The sequence below is a fragment of the Acidobacteriota bacterium genome, from assembly GCA_035471785.1.
In the GTDB taxonomy this organism is placed as follows: domain Bacteria; phylum Acidobacteriota; class UBA6911; order RPQK01; family DATIPO01; genus JANQFM01.
Genome location: DATIPQ010000005.1, coordinates 172,919 through 178,954, shown reverse-complemented (window position 1 = coordinate 178,954; position 6,036 = coordinate 172,919). Strand labels below are relative to the sequence as shown.

The window sequence follows — 6,036 nt, the reverse complement described above, 5'->3', positions numbered from 1 at the left end:
GCCTCGAGATGTGCGGGAGTGGGTGTTGGATGAGTTGGATGAGGAGTTTGAGCGGGTGCAGGGGGTTTGGGGGGAGGCGCAGGCGCGGCGGTGGTATTGGAAGGAAGCCGGCTCGCTGGTCGCTTCGTTTGGGCGGGAGAGACTGAGGACATGGGCCAGGGAGGCTCTCTTTCTTCTTCGCCGGGGAAAGCCGAGGACTGGGAGAGGACTAGGAAGTATGTGGCAGAGGACTTGGTTGGATGTGCGTGACGGAATTCGCTCGTTGATGCGGCGGCCCGGCGTGGCCTTGACGGCCCTGCTGGTGCTGGCGCTGGGGATCGGGGCCAGCGTGACGATTTTTTCGCTGATCTCCGCGGCGTTGCTGAGGCCGCTGCCCTATCCGCAGGCGGAAAGGATCGTGGTTCCGGCCGGTGTCGACACCGAACGCAACGAAGACCGCCTTACCGTGGCCTATCCCGATGTCCAGGACTGGAAGCAGGAAGAAGGCCTGTTTCAGGACCTGTCGGTGGTCAGCTTCAGCACGGCCGATTTGACCACAGGAGGCGATCCCGAGACGGTGCGGGGCATCTACGTCGACGAGGGGTATTTCCGCATCTTTCAGGTCAAGCCGGTCATCGGACGCCTCTACCAGCCCGAGGAATACCTGCCCGGCGACAACCAGTCGGTCATCATCAGCAGCGGACTGTGGCAGACGCGCTTCGGCGGCCAAGAAGACGTCGTCGGAAGCATCATCGAGATGAGCGGGTACCGGGTCGAGGTGATCGGCGTGGTCGATCCCGAGGACGTATGGCCCACCGGACTGCAATACTGGCTCTCCAACCGGGTCTCCGATCCGCCGCCGCCTTCCTTGCAGGAACGAGACAACTTCAACATGCGCGCCATCGGACGCCTGGCCCCGGGCGTCACCGTGCCGCAGGCCCGGGCCCGCCTGCAGGCCCACGCCGCCCGCATCGCCCAAGAGCTGCCCGACCAGCGCGGAAAATACTCCGCCACCCTCTACACTCTGAGCGACTGGATAGCCGATCCACAGTTGCGGACGGTGCTTTGGATCCTTTTCGGCGCCGTGCTCTTCGTGCTGCTGATCGTGTGCGTCAACGTGGCCAACTTGCTGCTGGCCCGCGCCGCCGACCGGACGCGCGAAATGTCCGTCCGCATGGCGCTGGGCGCCGGACGCGCCCGCATCATCCGCCAGCTTTTGACCGAGAGCGCCCTGCTGGGGCTGGCCGGCGCCGGACTCGGCCTGATCGTGGCGCTGGGCGGCATCGACCTCTTTTTGGCCTTCCCGCGAAACCTGGGACGCGTGGCGGAAGCCTCGCTCGACTGGCGCGTGCTGCTATTCGCCGGCTTCCTCGGACTCGCCACCGCCGCCGCCTTCGGACTCGTCCCCGCCCTTCAGATCTCGCGCGGACGCCTGGCCCAGGCCCTTCACAGCGCCGGACGCCAAGCCCTCACGGGAGGATCGCGCCGCACCCGTTCGCTGCTGGCCGCCGCCCAGGTGGCCCTGTCGCTGGTGCTGCTGATCGGCGCCGGACTGATGATCCGCAGCTTCGCTAAAGTGGCCGCCTCCGATCCCGCCATCGAGGTTGACAACATGCTCATCGTGCGGCTGCGCCTGCCTTCGGGACGCTATCCGCAAAAGGCCCAGCGCGACGCTTTCTACCGCGAGATTTCCCAGCGGCTGGAGCAAGTCCCCGGCATCGAGGGCGTCAGCGGAGCTTCGGTCATTCCTTTCCAGGGCGGAGGAGCCTACGTCTTCCGCGCCCACCTGGAAGAAGGCGCCCCCATGCCCCCTAACGGACCCGAGTACCTGGCCATGTGGAGTTCGGTGGGCGAGGACTACTTTTCCACCGTAGGACTCGACCTGCTGGGCGGACGCGCCTTCGATTCGCGCGACGGCGCCGAGAGCGTGCCGGTCACCGTCATCTCCAAGCTGCTGGCCGAGCGCATGTTTCCGGGAGAGGATCCGCTGGGCAAGCGCATCCGCTCCTGGCGCGACGAGGACGTGCTGCGCACCGTGGTGGGCGTGGTTGAGGACGTCAAGCTGCAAGGGCGCGACCGCGAGACCTATCCGGTCTTCTACGTCCCCTATCGGCAGGTGACCTGGCCCGGCATCCAGGCGCTGTTCATACGCACCCAAGGCGAGCCGCTGGCATTGACCGAGACGGTGCGGGAACAGATGTGGGCGCTGGACTCCAAGCTGCCGGTCAACGACATCCGTCCGCTGCGTGAAATCGCCGCCGAATCGCTGGAAACGCGGGCCTTTATCTCCACCTTGCTGGCGATTTTCGCCGGGGCCGCCATCCTGTTGGCGGCGGTGGGGATTTACGGGGTCATCGCCTTCCTCAGCGCCCAGCGGACACAGGAAATCGGCGTGCGCATGGCCATGGGAGCCTGCCGCCAGGACATCCTGCGGCTGGTGATGCGGCAGGGGGTGGTGCTTACCGTCGCGGGACTGGTGATCGGCCTGGGATTGTCCGTGGCTCTTACCCGGACGGCGGTCAGCATTCTGGCCGAGGTCAGTCCTACCGATCCCTTGGTCTACGCGGCGGGGATCGTGCTGCTGGGACTCATCGCCACCGGCGCCGTGTTGGTGCCGGCGCTTCGGGCGTCACGAACTAATCCCGTGCGGGCGCTTCGGGCGGAGTGAAGCACTGCCTCCATCGCCGCAGGGATGCGCCTCCCACCAGGCTTGCTACAACCTGCCGCTCCGTAGTCTTCGGCGGCTGGGACGTACGAGAAGCTCCGCACTGTCCCCAGCCGGGGGCTGGGGATTGGGTGTTTGGATTCGCTGAGCTGTCTTACGACGCCGGGCAGTAGGTTGCTGTCCCTTCCGGTTGCCTCCATCGCCGCAAGGATGCGCCGGCTTCGCCACTACTACTCCAATCCCCAAGGGGCGGGTGATGGGTGAAGCGTTTCGTCAGTCCCAGCCGGCGAAGACTATGGAGCAGCAGGTTGTGCCAAGCCTGGTGGGAGGCGCATCCTTGCGGCGATGGAGGAAGTGCCCCAAAAAGCTCTCTGCCGCCACCGGCTCCCTGAGAGAAAAGCCTCCTCTGCCTCGTTAATCAGGTAAGTCCATCTCGATATCCATGCTGAGGAGGTTGCCGTGGGTCGTTTTAACTGGATTACTTCCACCTTTGCGATTGTCTTCTTGTCATGCGCTCCCCTGCTGGGGCAGGACGGGGTGCGGGTGCGGATCATGGCGGCCAATACCTCCAGCGGACCGCATCAAAGCTACCCCGAGGACGGCCCAGGAGAGCATATCTTCAAGGCCCTCAAGCCCGACGTGGTGCTGATACAAGAATTCAACCTGGAGGGAAGCGACAGCCAGAGCGCCCTGCGAGCCTGGGTCGACCGGGTCTTCGGCAGCGAATATCACTTCTGCCGCGAGGCCGCCAGCGGATCTTCCCCCATCCCCAACGGAGTGATCAGCCGCTGGCCCATCAGCGAATGCGACGAGTGGGACGACCCCTTCATGTCCAACCGCGACTTCGTCTACGCCAGAATCGATCTCCCCGGCAACACCGATCTATGGGCCGTCAGCGTTCATCTCAAAGCCGGCGGCTCCGGCGAGGAGCGCACGCGCCGCAGCAACGAGGCCCGGGCCTTGGCCGAAGCCATCCGCGACCACCCCGTCCCGGCGGGCGACTACCTGGTGATCGGCGGAGACTTCAACGCCCAAAACCGCAGTGAACCCTTCCTGCAGCAGTTGAGCAGCCACGTGGTCATCGCGGCTCCCTTCCCCCAGGACGCCGACAACGACGGCGACACCAACTGCAACCGCAACAAGCCCTACGACTGGGTTCTGGCCGACTCTGACCTGGACGTCCTGGAAGTCACCGTGGAAGCGGGCGGCGAGTCATTTCCCGACGGATTCGTCTTCGATCCCTCGCGCTACAGCCAGAGCCAGCACGACACCCATTTTCCTCCCGTGCAGGCCTTTAACTGCGGGGGAAGCAATCCCGAACCGTTCCTGCAGTTCCAGCATATGGCGGTGATCCGCGACTTCCTGCTGCCGGCGGACAGCCCCGGAGGAGGCCAGGACCGCTGGAGCGTCAGCGACCCCCGCGAGATCGACTTCGGGCTGCGCGATGCCGGCGACGGTCCCTTCGCCGACGGGTCCTTGACCCTGAGGCTGCTGGGAGAGGACGGCGACGCAGGAGAGGTGCGGCTGACGGCCGCCTCGGTGGAGGGAGAGCACGCCGGGGAATTCGCGCTGCAAAGCCCTTCCACCGGACCCATCGGTGACGGCGCGACGCTGATGGTGACCTGGAACCCGTCATCCAACGACGGAGAGGTGCGTTCGGCCCAACTGGTGCTGGAAAGCGACTCGCAGCCAGCCGCCCTGCGCATCGACCTGCGCGGTGAAACCGACGACGATTCGCCTCCGCCCGGGGGCCAGGATCTCGACCTTTCGGGATGGACGGTGGAGCAAAGCGGCACCAGCGCGGCGCTGACCCTTCCCGAGGGCGCCAAGTTGTCCGCGGGGGCCATCCTGGTCATCGGACGCAAGGCCAGCCGCCAGGAGTTTGAGTCTTATTGGGGCCCCCTGCCCTCGGGCGTGGTTTATCTCAACGGTCATGAGGTGGGCGGAGGAGACGGATTTCCGCTCATCAATGGCGACGAGCGCTTTCGCCTGTTGGACGAACAAGGCGATCCTGTGGGCGGATTCGTGCCCTCGGGCGCGACGCCCGCCAATCACAGCTTCCAGTTGCAGTCCACCGACGGCACTGACTTTGACCGCTTCTCCAATCCCGCCGGGGACGCTACGCCCGGACGCTACGTCGGCAGCCGGGCGGGGACGGGGCGGCTGGTCATCACCGAGTTTTCAGACGCGTTGGGGGCTGGCAATTGGGTGTTTGAGTTTGTTGAGCTGTTTTACGATGGCGGGCAGTAGCTTGCCCTTTTGCTCCACCGCCTCCATCGCCGCAAGGATGCGCCTCCCACCAGGCTTGGCACAACCTGCTGCTCCATAGTCTTCGGCGGCTGGAACTGACCAGACGCTCAGCACTATCCCCAGCCGGGGGCTGGGAATGGGTGGTTGAAGTTGTGGAGCTGTTTTACGACGCCGGGGGCAGTAGGTTGCTGTCCCGTGCGTTACCTTCATCGCCGCAAGGATGCGCAGCCCCGAGTGGAGATGGGGATAGGAGGGTCGTCTCGCCAGTCCCAGCCGCCGAAAAACATGAAGAAGCAGGTTGTAGCAAGCCTGGTGGGAGGCGCATCCTTGCGGCGATGGAGGGAACGGACCAACGTGGCGAATTATCCCTTGGATGGCAGAGTTCCCACAAACGCCAGCGCCTGCTCAAGCCACCCGCCAAGCGACTCTTCATTCCCCAGCCCCGCCAAAGAAACATAGATCATGCTCTTCATAGGACGCCCCGTGAAGTCCAGGGGCCGGGCATGAGGCCGCTCAAGAGCTTCGGCCGCCCGTTCCTCGCCTAACCGCAACACAAGGTCTTCACCCGCCACACCGCAGCACATATGTCCGTTGACCATAAAGCAGAGGCCTCCGAACATCTTGCGTTCGCTGACGCCAGGACGCTCTCTGAGAAACCAGCGCACCCGCTCGGCCAGCCGTTGATCATAGGGCATTTGGACTCTCCTTGGACGGGCCCGCATGACGCACCCGAGTGCCAAGAGCGTAGCCCGTTTAGCGCCTGTGGTCGATCAGAAATCCATCCCTGGACGGCAGATCTTAAAGTAGGCAACGGGGGCCTAGGTGCGGTAGGCCCGGGACTGCTGGTCGGCGTCGGATTGGGCTTGCTAGCGCTCGAGCAATGGGACTTCCACTCGGACTCGAGCGTTTCGAAGTCCTTGCCGAAGATCTCCTGGTAGAGAGCCAGGCTGTGAGGTTTGCCGCAGTAGGCCAGTTTCATGACCGATTCCTTGCCGTAGGCCTGGTGGAGGTAGGCCAGACAGCAGAGCGAGGACCGCGGCGAGGAGGGGTCGCACGCGCAGAGATGCATAGCTGCTGCATGTTCATTCCCTTTCTGATCAGCCTGGCCTTTCTTCGCTAAAGCTATGGAGGGCAGGCCCTTA

The 6,036-nt window shown here is 64.6% G+C and carries 3 protein-coding genes; 2 read left to right on the top strand and 1 reads right to left on the bottom strand.

Going from position 1 to position 6,036, the window contains the following annotated elements; genetic code table 11:
* Window positions 1-241: 241 nt before the first annotated feature.
* Entirely contained in the window at window positions 242-2,647 is a 2,406-nt protein-coding gene (locus tag VLU25_01055) for an ABC transporter permease (GenBank protein ID HSR66504.1), read from the top strand.
* A gap of 456 nt (window positions 2,648-3,103) precedes the next feature.
* The gene (locus VLU25_01050) at window positions 3,104-4,894 is read left to right on the top strand and encodes an endonuclease/exonuclease/phosphatase family protein (GenBank protein ID HSR66503.1); all 1,791 of its coding nucleotides are present in this window, start codon (window positions 3,104-3,106) and stop codon (window positions 4,892-4,894) included.
* Between the two features lie 362 nt (window positions 4,895-5,256).
* Here the strand turns inward: VLU25_01050 and VLU25_01045 are convergent, their stop codons facing one another.
* Window positions 5,257-5,589 (bottom strand): TfoX/Sxy family protein, encoded by a 333-nt coding sequence (locus VLU25_01045; GenBank protein ID HSR66502.1) that lies wholly within the window; start codon window positions 5,587-5,589, stop codon window positions 5,257-5,259.
* Window positions 5,590-6,036 lie beyond the last annotated feature (447 nt).

Coding starts and splice junctions, on each gene's coding strand:
- VLU25_01045 (HSR66502.1), bottom strand. CDS start 5,589: ATGCCCTATGATCAACGGCTGGCCGAGCGGGTGCGCTGGTTTCTCAGA.